General features: G+C 60.9%; 12 protein-coding genes and 1 pseudogene. 1 reads left to right on the forward strand and 12 read right to left on the reverse strand.

Annotated features, from left to right (window positions below):
- Positions 1 to 439: 439 nt before the first annotated feature.
- Positions 440 to 1,063, forward strand: coding sequence for a glutathione S-transferase family protein (locus tag GHO25_RS01460; protein ID WP_153389674.1), 624 nt, complete (start codon positions 440 to 442; stop codon positions 1,061 to 1,063).
- Positions 1,064 to 1,179: 116 nt separating this feature from the next.
- Here GHO25_RS01460 and GHO25_RS01465 read toward each other — a convergent pair whose 3' ends face one another.
- The 12 genes and pseudogenes from GHO25_RS01465 to GHO25_RS01520 form a co-directional block, all read right to left on the reverse strand.
- Positions 1,180 to 2,607 carry an aldehyde dehydrogenase family protein gene (locus tag GHO25_RS01465; protein WP_153389675.1) on the reverse strand — a complete coding sequence of 476 codons (1,428 nt, stop codon included), beginning with the start codon at positions 2,605 to 2,607 and terminating at the stop codon, positions 1,180 to 1,182.
- 14 nt (positions 2,608 to 2,621) lie between these two features.
- Positions 2,622 to 4,121 carry a CoA-acylating methylmalonate-semialdehyde dehydrogenase gene (locus GHO25_RS01470; protein ID WP_123749276.1) on the reverse strand — a complete coding sequence of 500 codons (1,500 nt, stop codon included), beginning with the start codon at positions 4,119 to 4,121 and terminating at the stop codon, positions 2,622 to 2,624.
- 52 nt (positions 4,122 to 4,173) lie between these two features.
- On the reverse strand, positions 4,174 to 4,533 hold the full coding sequence (locus tag GHO25_RS01475) for a RidA family protein (RefSeq protein ID WP_048371995.1): 360 nt from the start codon (positions 4,531 to 4,533) through the stop codon (positions 4,174 to 4,176).
- A gap of 35 nt (positions 4,534 to 4,568) precedes the next feature.
- Positions 4,569 to 5,603 (reverse strand): annotated as a pseudogene (locus GHO25_RS01480) (zinc-dependent alcohol dehydrogenase).
- 103 nt (positions 5,604 to 5,706) lie between these two features.
- Complete coding sequence (locus GHO25_RS01485; protein WP_048371989.1) at positions 5,707 to 6,498, reverse strand: IclR family transcriptional regulator; 792 nt, start codon at positions 6,496 to 6,498, stop codon at positions 5,707 to 5,709.
- Between the two features lie 81 nt (positions 6,499 to 6,579).
- The gene (locus GHO25_RS01490) at positions 6,580 to 7,749 is read right to left on the reverse strand and encodes an FAD-binding oxidoreductase (RefSeq protein ID WP_153389676.1); all 1,170 of its coding nucleotides are present in this window, start codon (positions 7,747 to 7,749) and stop codon (positions 6,580 to 6,582) included.
- Complete coding sequence (locus tag GHO25_RS01495) at positions 7,746 to 9,227, reverse strand: FAD-dependent oxidoreductase (protein ID WP_153389677.1); 1,482 nt, start codon at positions 9,225 to 9,227, stop codon at positions 7,746 to 7,748. The genes GHO25_RS01490 and GHO25_RS01495 overlap by 4 nt, the downstream gene beginning before the upstream one ends.
- Entirely contained in the window at positions 9,224 to 10,039 is an 816-nt protein-coding gene (locus tag GHO25_RS01500; protein ID WP_048371983.1) for an ABC transporter permease, read from the reverse strand. Before GHO25_RS01500 ends, GHO25_RS01495 begins: the two co-directional genes overlap by 4 nt.
- Positions 10,040 to 10,043: 4 nt before the next feature.
- Complete coding sequence (locus tag GHO25_RS01505; RefSeq protein WP_048371981.1) at positions 10,044 to 10,925, reverse strand: ABC transporter permease; 882 nt, start codon at positions 10,923 to 10,925, stop codon at positions 10,044 to 10,046.
- Entirely contained in the window at positions 10,922 to 12,004 is a 1,083-nt protein-coding gene (locus GHO25_RS01510) for an ABC transporter ATP-binding protein (protein WP_048371979.1), read from the reverse strand. The genes GHO25_RS01505 and GHO25_RS01510 overlap by 4 nt, the downstream gene beginning before the upstream one ends.
- Positions 12,005 to 12,080: 76 nt before the next feature.
- Positions 12,081 to 13,115, reverse strand: coding sequence for a polyamine ABC transporter substrate-binding protein (locus GHO25_RS01515; RefSeq protein ID WP_256677134.1), 1,035 nt, complete (start codon positions 13,113 to 13,115; stop codon positions 12,081 to 12,083).
- 13 nt (positions 13,116 to 13,128) lie between these two features.
- Positions 13,129 to 14,160 (reverse strand): ABC transporter substrate-binding protein, encoded by a 1,032-nt coding sequence (locus GHO25_RS01520; protein ID WP_123749281.1) that lies wholly within the window; start codon positions 14,158 to 14,160, stop codon positions 13,129 to 13,131.
- Between the last annotated feature and the right edge of the window lie 5 nt (positions 14,161 to 14,165).

Here is a 14,165-nt window from a genome sequence, read left to right on the forward strand (position 1 = left end):
ATCACTTATTTTGTGTTTGATAGGAGTTGCCGCCCCGTCTACGACGCCGCGCTGTCGCGCAGCAAACAGGACACTGTAGTCGCTGACGAGGTACGAAGGCTGCGATCGGCTGCGTGCAGCCGTGAAACCATCCACCTCGGTATTCTTGGGTACATATCCATTGCTGCGGCTTAGCAACTGCGCAACACCTGCGATCGGCCAGCGTGGTTTAACGGGGCCTCTTAGATCAAGGTCACAAGCCAGATCAAGTTCAAAAGATCGCGAGCAAGCTCGCTCCTACAGGGCCTTAGGAATCAATCATTTATTTTATGTTTGAAAAGAGGGAGCCCGGGTTTCGTATCAATCCCACCAACCACAGTGATTTGGCTTGAAGCAATCGGGCCAATGTGGAATATACCGAAGTGTCGACACCAATAGCCTCCAACGAGAAGGGCCTGGAATGATACGCATAATGGGTAGGGCATCATCGATCAATGTACGCAAAGTACTCTGGGCCTGCGCCGAGATGGAAATACCCTTTGAACGGGAGGATTGGGGGACTGGCTACAAATCGACGCGCACCGCTGAGTTTTTGGCACTGAATCCCAATGCCATGGTGCCGGTCATTCAGGATGACGATTTCATTCTGTGGGAATCAAACTCGATCATTCGCTACCTGGCTGCCCGCTCCAACGCCAGCAACCTTTACCCCCACGAAGCGAAAGCCAGAGCCCGCGTGGACCAATGGATCGATTGGCAAGCGTCGGATCTCAACAAGTCGTGGAGTTATGCCTTTATGTCGCTGGTCAGGCATTCGCCAGAGCATCAGGACAGCCAGGCGCTGGCTGCCGCGTGCAATGACTGGTCCAGGCACATGGAGATTCTCAACAGGCAGCTTGCATCAACCGGGGCCTACGTTGCAGGCAACGAATTTTCCCTTGCAGACATCCCCATCGGCCTGTCGGTTAATCGTTGGTTCGAAACGCCGCTTGCACACCCGGACTTCCCGGCCGTCAGCGACTATTACGAACGTTTGAGTCAGCGATCAGGCTACCTCCTGCACGGAAGAAATGGCACGCCATGAACCAGCAAGGCATGAATAGCATCAGTTCCTGTCCATGTATCAAGTGGCACCTTGATGTGGGAGCGGGCTTGCTCGCGATGCGGGCAAGCCCGCTCCCACCGGGTTAAGCCAAGTGCTTAGTTGCCCCAGCCCACCACGCCCTTGATTTCCAGGAAGTCGTGGATGCCCCAGCCCGCATATTCGCGGCCATTACCCGACTGTTTGTAGCCACCAAACGGCGCAAAGGTGTCCCAGTCCGGGTAGTTCAGGTACACCGAACCTGCACGCATGCGCCCGGCCACGGCGCGGGCGTGTTCTAGATGGGTGGATTGCACATAGGCGGCCAGGCCGTAAACGGTATCGTTGGCGATTTCGATGGCTTGCTCTTCGCTGTCGTAAGGCAGAATCGACAGCACCGGCCCGAATATCTCTTCGCGGGCGATGGTCATGCTCGGCTGTACGTTACCGAAAATTGTGGGACGCACGTAATAGCCCTTGTCCAACCCTTCCGGGCGGCCCAGGCCACCGGCCACCAGAGTGGCGCCCTCCTCGATCCCGGCCTGGATCAAACCCTGAATCTTGTCGAACTGCGCCGCGCTGATCACCGGGCCCAGGTTGGTGTTGGCATCACGCGGACTGCCGGTGACCAGTTGCTGCGCTGTACGTTTGGCAATTTCCAACGCCTGGGCATGCTGCGCCGCCGGGACCAGCATGCGCGTCGGCGCGTCGCACGATTGCCCCGAGTTGGAGAAACAGCCCTGCACGCCCTTGGCAACAGCGACCTCAAAGTCAGCGTCTTCCAGCAGGATATTCGCCGACTTGCCGCCCAGTTCCTGAGCCACACGCTTGACCGTATCGGCTGCCGACTTGGCGACCATGATGCCTGCACGCGTAGAGCCGGTGAACGAAACCATGTCGACCTGCGGATGGCTGCTCATGGGTTGGCCGACATCCGGCCCGGTGCCATTGACCAGGTTGAATACCCCGGCCGGCACGCCCGCCTCATGCAAAATTTCGGCAAAGATGATGCCGGTCAACGGTGCGATTTCACTCGGTTTGAGCACCACGGTGCAGCCCGCGGCAATGGCCGGAGCGACTTTGCAGACGATTTGGTTGAGCGGCCAGTTCCACGGCGTGATCAGCGCACACACGCCGATGGCTTCACGCACCACACGGGTGGTGCCGTGCTGTTCGCTGAACGTGAACGACTTCAGCGCGCTGATGGTCGACTCAAGGTGCGCACGACCGCTCCAGACCTGCGCGTCGCGGGCAAAATGCAGCGGCGCGCCCATTTCCTGGCTGACGGCCTGGACCAGGTCGTCATAGCGCAGGTTGTAGACCCGCAAAATCTCTTCCAGCAGTGCCAAACGCTCACCAACGTTGCTCACCGAAAACGCCGGGAAAGCCTTGCGGGCCGCTGCCACAGCTTTGTTCACATCCTCGGCATTGCCCACGGCGATCTTGATAAAGGCCTGTTCGGTTGAGGGATCAACCACCTCAAGCGTCTCTCCAGACTCGGCCTCAAGCCATTGGCCCTCGATATAAAACTTCAGTGCATTGTTCATTGTGTTCACTCGGCTCAATGGTTACTGGGGAAGGCAAACTGCGCCGCTTCGTGGCTGGCACGGCGCGGCCAACGTTGGGTAATGGCTTTTTTCCGGGTATAGAAACGTACCCCGTCCGGGCCATAGGCGTGCAGATCGCCAAACAGTGAGCGCTTCCAGCCGCCAAAGCTGTGGTAGCTCACTGGCACGGGCAGCGGGACGTTAACCCCGACCATGCCCACTTCGATTTCATCGCAGAACAACCGGGCCGCTTCACCGTCGCGGGTGAAGATGCACGTGCCGTTACCGTATTCGTGTTCATTGATCAGTTGCATGGCGGCTTCGAGGCTGCCCACGCGGACGATACACAATACCGGGCCGAAGATTTCATCGGTATAGATGCTCATCTGCGCGGTCACCCGGTCGAACAGCGTACCGCCGACAAAGAAGCCGTTTTCGTGCCCTTGCACCTGCAAGTCACGGCCATCCACCACCAGCTCAGCACCTTGGGCAACGCCCGCATCAATGTAGCCCTTGACCTTGTCCCGCGCCGCAGCGGTGACCAACGGCCCCATGTCGAGGCCGCTGGAAGTGCCCGCACCAATTTTCAGTCCACGGATCTGAGGCAGCAGTTTTGCTACCAGCGCATCGGCAACTGCGTCGCCCACACACACCGCCACCGACAGGGCCATGCAGCGCTCACCGCAAGAGCCATAGGCTGCGCCCATCAAGGCGCCGACGGTATTGTCCAGATCCGCGTCGGGCATCACCACGCAATGGTTTTTTGCCCCGCCCAATGCCTGGACGCGTTTGCCGCGCTGGGTACCCTCGCTGTAGATGTATTGCGCAATCGGCGTGGAACCGACAAAACTCAGGGCTTTGACATGCACAGACTCGATCAGGCCATCTACCGCTTCCTTGTCGCCATGCACCACGCTCAACACGCCGTTGGGCAAGCCCGCCTGAATCAGCAATTCAGCGATATACAAGGTCGAACTCGGATCGCGCTCCGAGGGTTTGAGGATGAAGCAGTTCCCGCAGACGATCGCCAGCGGGTACATCCACAACGGCACCATGGCCGGGAAGTTGAACGGCGTAATGCCCGCCACCACCCCAAGCGGTTGCAGGTCGCTCCAGGCATCGATGCCAGGGCCAACGTTGCGGCTGTAATCGCCCTTTAGCAGTTGCGGCGCGCCACAGGCGAATTCGACGTTTTCAATCCCGCGTTTGAGTTCACCCGCCGCGTCTTCGAGGGTTTTGCCGTGCTCTTCGCTGATCATCAGGGCAATCGCCGCTTCGTGTTCCTCAAGCAACTGCTTGAAGCGGTACATCACCTGCGCGCGTTTGGCCGGTGGCGTGTTGCGCCAGGCCGGAAACGCCGCCTTGGCGGCCTCGATGGCCTGCTGCAAGGTTGCCGCGTCGGCCAGGGCCACTTGCTTGCTCACCGCGCCCGTGGACGGGTTGTAAACGTCGGCGGTGCGGCCAGTGCCCTGGACCCGCACACCGTTGATCAAATGAGGAACGATACTGCCCATTACGACTCTCCCATGCCGGGCAAGCAGCCCTTGCCCGGCCGTATTAAATGGCTCAGGCCTTGACGGCTGCCTGCAAGGCGATTTCAACCAAAATGTTGTCGGCAGCCATATTGGCCTCGACTGTGGCGCGTGCCGGTAATGCATCCTGCGGAATCCACTCACGCCAGACGGCATTCATGGCAGCAAAATCCTGAACCGCATGCTTGAGCCAGATCTGTGCGAACAGAATGTGTGACTTGTCCGAGCCGGCTTCGGCGAGCAAGGCGTCGATCCGCGCCAGAACCTGCGCGGTCTGCCCGGCGACGTCTTGAGTGCGGTCGGCCGGGACCTGGCCGGTGATGTAGACAATACCGTTGTGCACCAGCGCATGGCTGAGCAGGCCCGGATTGGGTTGCAGGCGAGTAATGGTCATGGGTGCTAACTCCTGTTGAGGATTAAAGGTTCAGGTCAGGCGATTTTCAGGACCGTGCGCCCGACCAGTTGGCCCCGGCGCATGCGTTCAAAGATGTCGTTGATGTCTTCCAGGCGCTCAAGGCTGATCTGTGCCTTGACCTGGCCACGGGCGGCAAACGCCACCGCCTCGTTAAGGTCCTGGCGGGTGCCGATATTGGAGCCGGTGATCGACAGCTCCCAGCCGCTGATGCTGGAAATGGAAGCGCGAACCGTGTCGGCATCGCCCCCAGGCAAGCCGATAAACACCGCTGTACCACCGGGGCGCAGCATCTTGATCGACTGCTCAAAAGCGGCATTGGCCGTGGCGGTCACCAATACCGCGTGCACGCCACCGGGGATCTGTTACTTAAGTGTTGCCACCGGGTTGTCGAGGGCATTGATCAGGCACTCGGCGCCATAACTGCGGGCCAGTTCGAGCTTGTCGGCCGACACATCAATGGCCGCCACACGCAAGCCCATGGCGATGGCGTACTGCACAGCAACGTGGCCCAGGCCACCGATGCCCATGACAGCCACCCATTGCCCCGGCCGGGCCCGCGAGCGCATCAGGCCGCGATAAGTGGTGACACCCGCGCACAGAATCGGCGCCAGGGCGTACAGGTCGGCACCGGAGGGGATGCTGGCGACGAATGCCGCCGGGGCAATCATGTATTCGGCATATCCGCCCTGCTTGCTGTAGCCCGTGGATTCCCGCTGCTCACAGATGGTTTCCATGCCGCCCAGGCAAAACTCGCAGGTACCGCAGGCGCTGTACATCCAGGGCATGCCGACCGCTGTGCCGATGGCGGGCTCAGTCACGCCGGCGCCGTGGGCGGCGACATGGCCGGTGATTTCATGGCCCGGGACCAGCGGCAAGGTGGGCAAATCCGACCAGTCACCGTCCATGGCATGCAGGTCGCTGTGGCAGACGCCACAGGCAACGATGCGAATCAGGATTTCACCGGGCCCCGGGGTCGGGATTGTCACCTGTTCGATCCGCAGTGGCTCACCCACGGCGTGCAGTACGGCAGCCTTCATGGTTTGACTCATCGCTGTCTCCTTGTAGTTGGGCCCTGAGGCCGGGCAAAGCGGCACCTATACCGCGGGCCAGGCCCGCAGCAGTGCGTGTCAGGTAAAAGGATTGCCCTGGGGGTTAGCCCGCCGGGCGCAAACTGCGTGTCGCGCTGGCGATGGACCGGGCGGTGTTGATCACTTTGGGGGCCAGTTGTTTTCGGGCGTCGTCCAGGTTCCAGCGGCTGAACGGCACCGAAATGTTCACGGCCCCCAGCGGGTAACCATCGGCATTGACCACCGCCGCGGCCACGCTGATATCCCCGGCGTAATACTCTTCGAGGGCGTAGGCGTAGCCGTCGTGACGGGCCTCGGCGACGATGGCGCGCAGTTGATCAAGGTCGGTGACAGTGTTGGGGGTGTAGCCCTTGCGTTCGGAGGCGACCAGGATCGCGTCAGCCTCATGCTCCGGCAGCGCCGCCAGATAAGCCCGGCCTGCCGAGGTGCAGTACATGGGCAGGTGGCGACCCAGCGGGATGTGAATGGCAATCTGTTTGTGGCTGGGAAAACGCGCCACATAGAGCATGTCCAGGCCGCAGGGTTCGAGCAGGTTGCAGCTCTCTTCGACATCCCGGTTGAGCTCATGCAGGTACGGGTTGGCGCGTTCGATCAGCTCACTGGTTTGCAGGTAGCCGGTGCCCAGGTCAAGGGATTTGGGGGCCAGGCGAAAGCGCTTGGTGACCGGGTCCTTGTACAGATAGCCCAGCGCCTCAAGGGTGAACGCCGAACGCTGCACGGCGCTTTTGTTCAGCCCGGTCGCTTCTGCCAGTTCAATCAGGCTCATGCTGGGGCGCCCGGCGCGAAAGGCGGTCAGCAAAGACAGACCTTTGGACAAGGCGGTAATGAAGAGTGGCGAGTCTTCCAGAGAACTCATGGTTGTTTCCTTGTGTGCCGCGAGGCATGTCGATCACGGTGCGTAAATTCGAGAGCCGGCTTGGGGCTCAAGCACGGTTGGTTATTCAAAATGACTCAATACAATACCGGGCTCTACCACGGCTTGGTTACGCTCAAAACGGTCGACGGCAAACGGGCGCATACGCTCATCCACCACGCCCTTGACGATGGCCTTGGCCAGAAATTCACCGGCGGCCGGTGCGCCGGCGTGACCGTAGCACCAGCCAGCGCTGATAAACAAACCCGGCAAGGCATTGTGCGCGCCCAGTAGCGGGCCAAAATCTTTGGATATATGCACCAGCCCGGCCCATTGCCGCAAGATACGGGCATGCCCCAGTTGAGGAAACATCTCCAGATACGCTTTGGCAGTCGCGGCCATCACCGGCACGTCGGCATTCAAGGTGTTTTGCGGGCGTTCGGCAACTTCTGCGCCGCCCACCACTTCGCCGCGTGCGGTCTGGTGCATGTAACAAAGCCGGTCCAGCAATGCCACGGCAGGGCCTATCAAGGGCCGCATCGGCTCCAGCGCCATGGCTTCCAGGCGCATCGGGTAGCCGTCCAGCGGCACCCCGGCCAATTGCGCCAACCGGTTGCTTTCGGCACCGCCAGCCAGCACCAGGGTGTCGGTGGCAATGCGCTGTTCACCCACACGAACGCCGGTCACCCGCCCGGCGCTGCGGTCGATGGCGCTGACCTCGGTGCGGTAACGAATGCTCACGCCACGCGCCTCGCAGGCCTGGCGATAGGCGTACATGGCGGCATGGTGCGGCGCGACCCCGCTGTCGGGCAGGTGCAATGCCGCGCTGACCCGCTGGTGTGCCAGCGCCGGCAGCACTTCACGCAGTTGCGCAGCGTTCAACAGACTTGAGTTGATGCCGCAGGCTTTGTGCACCTCAAGGGTGCGGTCAAGCATGGCGGCCGTGCTGCTGCGCTCGCCGATCATGCTGTAGCCACGGCGCGAGTACATGACGTTCTCGCCCAGGCGCTTGGACAAGCCTTGCCACAAGTGACACGAATGGGCGAAGAAGCGCGTCCATTCCGGTGAACTGAACGCCCCGCGAATCAACGTCCCGTTGCGACCCGAGGCGCCGCCCTGCCAATAACCGGCGTCAAGCACGAGCACATCGCGCACGCCCAGTTCAGCCAGATTGAAGGCCAGCGACAGGCCCTGGATCCCTGCGCCAACAATGATGATCGACGCCTGTGCAGGCAAAGGGTGAGTAGGGGTCATTGCAGAGGCTCCACAACATCGGCCAGACCGGCCGCTTGCGCGACACTCAGGGCACGCCGTGGCGGGCGCAGGGTCGGCCTTGGCAAGGTGTGCAACGGGATCCCGCTGCGGGCGCTGACCAGAGCGCGCAGCAAGTCCCAGCAAGGTTGGCCCTGACACGGCCCCATGCCGCAGGAGGTCAGGCGTTTGATCACCTCAAGGTCGGTGATGCCCTGCTCGATCAAGGCCTCGACCTCGTGGCAGGACACATCAAAACACGGACACAACAACGCCTTGTAGCGCGTACTTGCTGCCACCGGCAGCGGTTGATCAGGTTCAGCCGCCGAGCCAACCGTGCGCAGGCGGCTTTGGCGCTGCTCACGCAATTGCAGCAGCCCTTCGGCGCGGCTCTGGAACGTCAGGCTGGCATCAACCAGCCACGGCCCGGCGTGGACCAGCGCGTCGCAGGCGACCGGTTGCTCGAACAGTGCCGCCGACACCGCGTTGCGCCCCAGCACACGGCGCAATTCGCTAATGGCTTTGACCGCCACCACATTGACCCCCAGCTCACGCAAACGATTGGCATGGGCGGTTTGATCGCCATTACCGACCACCACTACACGCGCACCGGGTGCCACTGCCTGTTCGTGGGCCATGATCAACGCGGTGCGCGCATCCATGACGCCGGGCAGCCACATATTGGGGATCACCGGCGGGCAAGCACGCCGCCCGGTGGCCAGTACCACGTCATCGGCTTCGAAGGCCAAGGCGCCTTGCGCCGGGTCGTGGGGCGCACCGAGTAACAATTGCCCTTCCCGGTAAGCCCCAAACACCTCAACCCCGGTCACTCGTTGCACTCGCTCATCCAGTTGCGGTATTGGCTGCCCGGCGCTTTGCGCATAACGGCCTAGTTGATGGGCACGGGTCACCAACACCACGCTGCGCCCGGCCCGTGCCGCTTCATTGGCGGCGGCACAGCCCGCAGGCCCGCCACCGATGACCAAAACGTCACTGCTCACATACTGGCCTTGGGGCACAGCCACTTCAGCTGTTCGCTCGGCCGGTTTGGCGACTCCGGCGAGGAACGCCAAGAGCGCTTCCCAGCGCTGAAACAGCGGCGAACCGCTGGGCACCAGATTGGTGTGCTCAAAGCCGCCCTGAAGCCAACGGTCAGGAATCAGCCTTGACAGGCGCAGCACGTCGAACGCCGGGCCCGGCCAGCAATTTTGCATCTCAACCTGCACCCCGGCAGTGACCGCCAGCAGATCCAGCCGCACATTGGGTACCCCGTCGACCCTGGCCAGCACCCCGGCCACGTAGCTGCCCGAGTAACCCAGCGGCCGATGGGATTTACGCGTCCAGGCGAGTGTCTGAACACCGTTAGCCAGCAGCGCAGCCGCCAGGCTCTCGCCCTTGCGCCCTTGCAGGGAACGGCCATTCCAGAAGAACTCGACACACTCGCTGCTGGCATGGCGCAGGCGCAGATTGACCTCACTCATTCAACGGCCCTCCCGGCCTTGCGCTTGGCCATGATGCTGATGCACAGCATGATGATCGACAAGAATGTCATCAAGGTCGCCACCACCGCGATCAAGGGATCGATCTCGGAACGCAGCGAACTGAACATCCGCTTGGTCAAGGTCGACGTGTCGCCGCCACTGATAAACAGCGAGATCACCGCTTCGTCCAGGGAAATGGCAAAGGCAAACATCGCAGCGGCAATCACGGAAAAGCGGATTTGCGGCAACGTCACGTCAAAGAACGCCCGTAGCCGGGTAGCGCCGAGAATGCAGGCGGCCTGTTCTTGGGTCATGTCGTAGCTGCGCAACCCGGCGCTGACGTTGATCACCACGTAAGGCAGCGCCAGCAATGTATGCCCCAGCACCAGGCCGGGAATGGTGTTGTTCAGGTCAAACTTGGCATAGACAAAGAACAGGCCAATGGCGATGAAAATGGTCGGCACAATCATCGGCGCCATCAACAAGCCACGCAGCACCCCCGAGACTTTCGACTGGGTCACGTGCAGCGAATACGCCGCCGCGGTGCCCAAGGTGGTCGCCAGCACCATCACCAGTGATGCCGTAATCAGCGAGACCTGGGTTGCGCTGCGCCATTCCAGCGAAGCGAAATACTTGAAGAACGGCTCAATGCTGAACGACTTGGGCGGAAAGCTCAGGTAGCGCGCATCCGAGAACGACATCGGGATCACGATCAAGGTGGGCAGCACCAGGAAAATCATGGTCGCCAACACCAGTACATAGAGCCAGGAGCCGCGCACCGCTGCCATCAGGTTTTGTTTTAGTCGGACCATGATTTCACTCGCTGCGCCGGCCGAGGCCCGCGCTCTTTTTGACAATGAACAGGATCAGCAACGTGGCCAACAGCAGCACCACACCCAGGGACGACGCCGCACCCCAGTTGGCGTACATGGAGACGTCACTTTCGATCCGCATCGAGATCATCTGCACCTTGCCGCCACCCAACAACGCCGGTGTGACGTAGAACCCCAGGGTGATCACAAACACCAAAGTGGCACCGGCGGCCAGCCCCGGCCCCGACAGCGGCAGAAACACATCACGGAAGGCCCGCGACGGTGACGCGCCAAACGCGGCGGCGGCCTGGCTGTAGATCGGATCGATGCTTTTCATGGCGGCATACAGCGGCAAAATCATGAACGGCAACATGATGTGGACCATGCCAATCACCGTGCCGGTCAGGTTGTACACCAGCGGCAGCGGCGCATCGGTAATGCCCAGGCTCATCAATAAGTCATTGGCGATGCCGCGCCGCTGCAAAATGATCAGCCAGGCATAGGTGCGCACCAGCAACGACGTCCACAGCGACACCAGCAACAGCGCCATGGCCACATTAGCCAGCCAGCGCGGCCCCTTGATCATGAAGTACGCGTAGGGATAACCGATCAGCACGCAGGCGATGGTCACAATGATCCCGGTCTTGAAGGTCTGCACAAACGTCAGCACATAGATCGGTTCCAGCAGCCGGGTGTAGTTCTCTATGGATAATTGCCCGTCGGCATTGAACAGTGACAGCCAGAACAGCCAGCCAATCGGCAGCACAAACGTCAGCAGCACCAAAAGCAAGGCCGGCAGCCCGGAGCCGAACAAGTACCAGCGCTCACGTCTTTGCGCCTTGCGCAGGTCGCGCGCGTTGAGCGCATCGAAAAGGTCGCTGCTCATTGATCATCTCCAACCAGCAGCGTGTCCTGTACGTGCAGGCCCAGCACCACGGCATCGCCGCGGGCTGGCAGGCGGTTGCCTTCGGAACTGTTGGTGGGCCGACGAATCGCCACCGACATGCCCTCCCCCAGATCAATCTGCACCAACTGGCTTTCACCCTGGAAAATCACGTCGGCCACATGACCGCGCAACAGGTTGTAATCGCTGGCCTCGGCCGGGACGAACTGCAGTTTTTCCGGACGCACCACCAGGCTCGGGTTCTTTAAACCACCGGCAGCGTTGGCGCCGCGCAAAGCCCGGCCCTGAAACAGTGCCTGGCCGCCCTGCAAGGTGATCGGCAAACACGACGACTCCCCGACAAACTCCGCAATAAAGCGGTTGGCCGGGCGCTCATAGAGATTGACCGGAGTGTCGATCTGGCGGATCCGCCCTTTACTCATGACCGCGATCCGGTCAGACATGGTCAGCGCTTCACGCTGGTCATGGGTAACGTACACCACGGTCATGCCCAGGCGCTCGTGCAGACGGCGCAGCTCCAGTTGCATGGTTTCGCGCAGGCGTTTGTCCAGGGCCGACAGCGGCTCGTCCATCAGCAGGATTTTTGGCTCGAAAACAATCGCCCGGGCCAGCGCGATGCGTTGGCGCTGGCCGCCCGACATTTCGGTAATGCCGCGCTCGATCAAGTGGTCCAGCTCCACAGTGGCCAACGCCTGCTCGACCCGCTGACGGATGTCGGCACGTTTGTAACCGCGCAACTTCAGCGGGTAGGCGACGTTTTGAAACACGTTCATGTGCGGAAACAACGCGTAGCTTTGGAACATCATGCCCACATCACGCTTGTGCGGTGGCTCGAAGATCATCTCGCGCCCGCCAAAACGGATACTCCCTGCATCCGGGCGAACGAACCCGGCCAAGGCCATCAGCAGCGTGGTCTTGCCAGAGCCGGAGGAGCCCAGCAACGACAGAAACTCACCGCTTTTGATCGATAGCGAAACATCATCCAGCGCGGCAAAACTGTCATAGGTCTTGGTCAGCTTTTCGATATCGATCGACATCGAAAGTTTGTGTTCTTCGGACATATTCACACTCGGCACATACGGACGTCAGGCGCCCTTGTTTCGTAGACGGGACGCCAGCGGCGTCCCACCCCACTGCTTAGTTGGCGAGGAACAGGGCGAACCGCTGGCGAACCGCCGCCTGGTTCTTAACCCACCATTCGGGCGACACGGTGACCACTTTGTCGATGTTCTGAGGCGAGGTCGGCAACCGCGCGGCCAGTTCGTCAGTAATGATCGGCAAGTCATACGCCTTGCTATTGACCGGGGAGTACGGAATCAACGTGGCCAGCGTGGCCTGGCTTTCGGGCTGCATGATGTGGGCGATGAGTTTCATGGCCTGCGCCTTGTTCGCCGCGCCTTTGGGGATGATCAGGCAGTCATGGCTCAACAGCGCGCCATCGAAGCTGTAGTTGACCTTCTCACCGCTGGCCTTGACCTCGTTGACCCGGCCATTCCAGATAGCCAGAAAATCGACTTCACGGCTGCGCAACAACTGCGCCGAATCCGCGCCCGCGCTCCACCAGTTAACCACCTGCGGCTTGATCCGGTTGAGCACCTTGATCGCCCGTTCCACGTCCAGCGGGTACAAGTCCTTGGGCGCAACCCCGTCGCCCAACAAGGCCGCTTCCATGGTCAGCCACGGCTGGCGGTACAAGGCCCTTGCCCCCTTGAACTGCGGGTCGAAGAACTGTTGCCAGTTTTTCGCTACCGGCGCGCCGGTGTCTTCAGCCCAGGCCACCACGGTGGCGTAGGCATGGCTGGCAATCCAGTGGCTGCTGACCACGGACTTATCGACATGGGTGGCATCAATCACGCTGTAATCCAGCGGCTCGGCCAGCCCCTCCAGCTGAGCCTGGGCGCTCTCGGTGCTGCCCAGTTCCACCACGTCCCATTTGGGCTTGCCTGACATCACCTGGGCACGCACCGCCGCGAGGCCATCCATGTTGTCTTCGCGGATAGTCACGCCCAAGGCCTTGGCGGCGGGTTCGAGGTAGGCTTTGCGCTCGGCGTCCTGCAAGGCTCCGCCCCAACCAGCAAAGGTCAGGGTGTCAGCGAGGACGGCAAAGCTGGCGCCCCAGCCCAAAGAAGCGATGACCGCCCCGCACAACAGGCTTTTCTTGAAACTGATCATGGTCACGGCCTTCTCAATTCTGGATGAACAGGTCGTAGCGACGTTGAACCTCAGCTTGGTGGGCTTGCCACCAGACCGGATCGAAGAACACCACCTTGTCGATATTGGCCGGAGCCGTCGGCAACGTGGCCGCCATGTCTGCAGGAATAATGCCGGTGTCGTAGGCCTTGACGTTGATCGGCGGGTTGGGGATCACGGTGACCAGGGTTGCCTGGCTTTCGGGTTTCATGATTTCGGCGATCAGTTTCATCGCCAGAGCTTTGTTCGGTGCACCTTTTGGCACCACGACGCAGTCGTAATCCAGCAAGGCATGGTCATAGGTGTAGTCCACGTTCTCACCGGACTTTTTCAACTCATCAACCCGCGACGCCCAGATGGACAGCGCGTCCACTTCGCGGCTGCGCAACAGTTGTGCAGAGTCGGTGCCGCTGCGCCACCAATTGACCACTTGTGGCTTGATGCGCTCCAGCACCTTGAACGCCCGGTCTATATCCAGCGGGTAGAGTTGTTTGGGTGAAACACCATCGGCGATTAACGCCAGTTCCAGCGTGGTGTAAGGCTGGCGGTACAAGGAGCGCGAAGCCTTGATTGACGGGTCAAAGAACTCTTGCCAGTTCTTCGGGGTCGGGCCTGTGGCATCTTTTGCCCAGGCCAGTACGGTGGAATAGGCGTTACTGGCGATCCAGTTTTTGCCGTAGAAGTTCGAGGCCACGCCATCGGTACTGATCACTGAATAGTCCAGTGGCTCGGTCAGCCCCTGCTCTTGGGCCAGCACGCAATCATTGGACGCCAGTTCGACAACATCCCACTTGGGCTTGCCCGACATCACTTGGGCGCGCACCGCCGCAAGGCCGTCCATGTTGTCTTCTTTGATGGTGATGCCCAGTGCTTTTTCCGCGGGCTTCAGATACGCCGTACGCTCGGCATCCTGTAGCGCCCCTCCCCAACCCGCAAAGGTGACGGTATCTGCCGCCTGTGCGTGCACGCTTGCACCGAAGGTAATGGCCAGCGCAAGACTGGCCATGGGTGTGTTGATTAATCGCATTTTCA

Origin of the sequence: Pseudomonas sp. FSL R10-1350 (assembly GCF_009600525.1) — a bacterium.
Taxonomy (GTDB): domain Bacteria; phylum Pseudomonadota; class Gammaproteobacteria; order Pseudomonadales; family Pseudomonadaceae; genus Aquipseudomonas; species Aquipseudomonas helleri.

What these genes read in the sequence shown, in the direction of transcription:
- GHO25_RS01460 (WP_153389674.1), top strand. Translation starts at nt 440, where the DNA reads ATGATACGCATAATGGGTAGGGCATCATCGATCAATGTACGCAAAGTA.
- GHO25_RS01465 (WP_153389675.1), bottom strand. Translation starts at nt 2,607, where the DNA reads ATGAACAATGCACTGAAGTTTTATATCGAGGGCCAATGGCTTGAGGCC.
- GHO25_RS01470 (WP_123749276.1), bottom strand. Translation starts at nt 4,121, where the DNA reads ATGGGCAGTATCGTTCCTCATTTGATCAACGGTGTGCGGGTCCAGGGC.
- GHO25_RS01475 (WP_048371995.1), bottom strand. Translation starts at nt 4,533, where the DNA reads ATGACCATTACTCGCCTGCAACCCAATCCGGGCCTGCTCAGCCATGCG.
- GHO25_RS01485 (WP_048371989.1), bottom strand. Translation starts at nt 6,498, where the DNA reads ATGAGTTCTCTGGAAGACTCGCCACTCTTCATTACCGCCTTGTCCAAA.
- GHO25_RS01490 (WP_153389676.1), bottom strand. Translation starts at nt 7,749, where the DNA reads ATGACCCCTACTCACCCTTTGCCTGCACAGGCGTCGATCATCATTGTT.
- GHO25_RS01495 (WP_153389677.1), bottom strand. Translation starts at nt 9,227, where the DNA reads ATGAGTGAGGTCAATCTGCGCCTGCGCCATGCCAGCAGCGAGTGTGTC.
- GHO25_RS01500 (WP_048371983.1), bottom strand. Translation starts at nt 10,039, where the DNA reads ATGGTCCGACTAAAACAAAACCTGATGGCAGCGGTGCGCGGCTCCTGG.
- GHO25_RS01505 (WP_048371981.1), bottom strand. Translation starts at nt 10,925, where the DNA reads ATGAGCAGCGACCTTTTCGATGCGCTCAACGCGCGCGACCTGCGCAAG.
- GHO25_RS01510 (WP_048371979.1), bottom strand. Translation starts at nt 12,004, where the DNA reads ATGTCCGAAGAACACAAACTTTCGATGTCGATCGATATCGAAAAGCTG.
- GHO25_RS01515 (WP_256677134.1), bottom strand. Translation starts at nt 13,115, where the DNA reads ATGATCAGTTTCAAGAAAAGCCTGTTGTGCGGGGCGGTCATCGCTTCT.
- GHO25_RS01520 (WP_123749281.1), bottom strand. Translation starts at nt 14,160, where the DNA reads ATGCGATTAATCAACACACCCATGGCCAGTCTTGCGCTGGCCATTACC.